Origin of the sequence: Planotetraspora silvatica, from assembly GCF_016863315.1 — a bacterium.
Taxonomy (GTDB): domain Bacteria; phylum Actinomycetota; class Actinomycetes; order Streptosporangiales; family Streptosporangiaceae; genus Planotetraspora; species Planotetraspora silvatica.
Genome location: NZ_BOOQ01000114.1, coordinates 1 through 622 on the forward strand (window position 1 = coordinate 1; position 622 = coordinate 622).

At 66.9% G+C, this 622-nt stretch carries 1 protein-coding gene; it reads right to left on the reverse strand.

All coding sequences use genetic code 11. The features are described 5' to 3' along the window. On the reverse strand, nt 1-580 hold a 580-nt coding region (gene deoC, locus Psi02_RS39835), incomplete at its 3' end, for a 2-deoxyribose-5-phosphate aldolase (RefSeq protein ID WP_373317763.1). Nucleotides 581-622 lie beyond the last annotated feature (42 nt).

The following is a 622-nucleotide window of genomic DNA, read 5'->3' on the forward strand; positions in this document are numbered from 1 at the left end:
CACCCGCGATCATCGCAAGCCACGACGCCCTGCGCACGTTGTCGTACGTCGAGAGCTCGCCGGTCTCCAGAATCACCTTCAGATGCGCGTGGCCGCAGGCGGCCTTGACCGCCGCGATCTGCTCGAAGACCGTGAGGTAGTCCCCCGAAAGGAACGCGCCGCGGTCGATCACCATGTCGATCTCGGACGCGCCGTCCGCGACCGCCAGCGCCGTGTCGGCGACCTTGACCTCCAACGACGACCGGCCACTCGGAAACGCCGTAGCGACCGAAGCGACCCTCACCCCGGAACCCCCCAGAGCCTGTACGGCTGTCGCGACCAGGTCGGGGTAAACGCAGACCGCCGCCACCGAGGGGACGGAGGGGTCGGTCGGATCGGGATGAACCGCCTTGGCACACATCGCCTTCACCTTGCCCGGGGTGTCCGCACCCTCGAGCGTCGTAAGGTCCACCATCCGAATGGCCAGATCGATGGCCTGCATCTTGGACGTGGTCTTGATCGATCGCGTCCCCAACATCGCAGCCCGGGCATCCGCACCCACCCGGTCCACACCAGGTAGACCATGCAGGAACGCCCTCAGCGTCGAGTTGGAAGAGGCGACCTCCGCGAGCGGAGCAGTCGT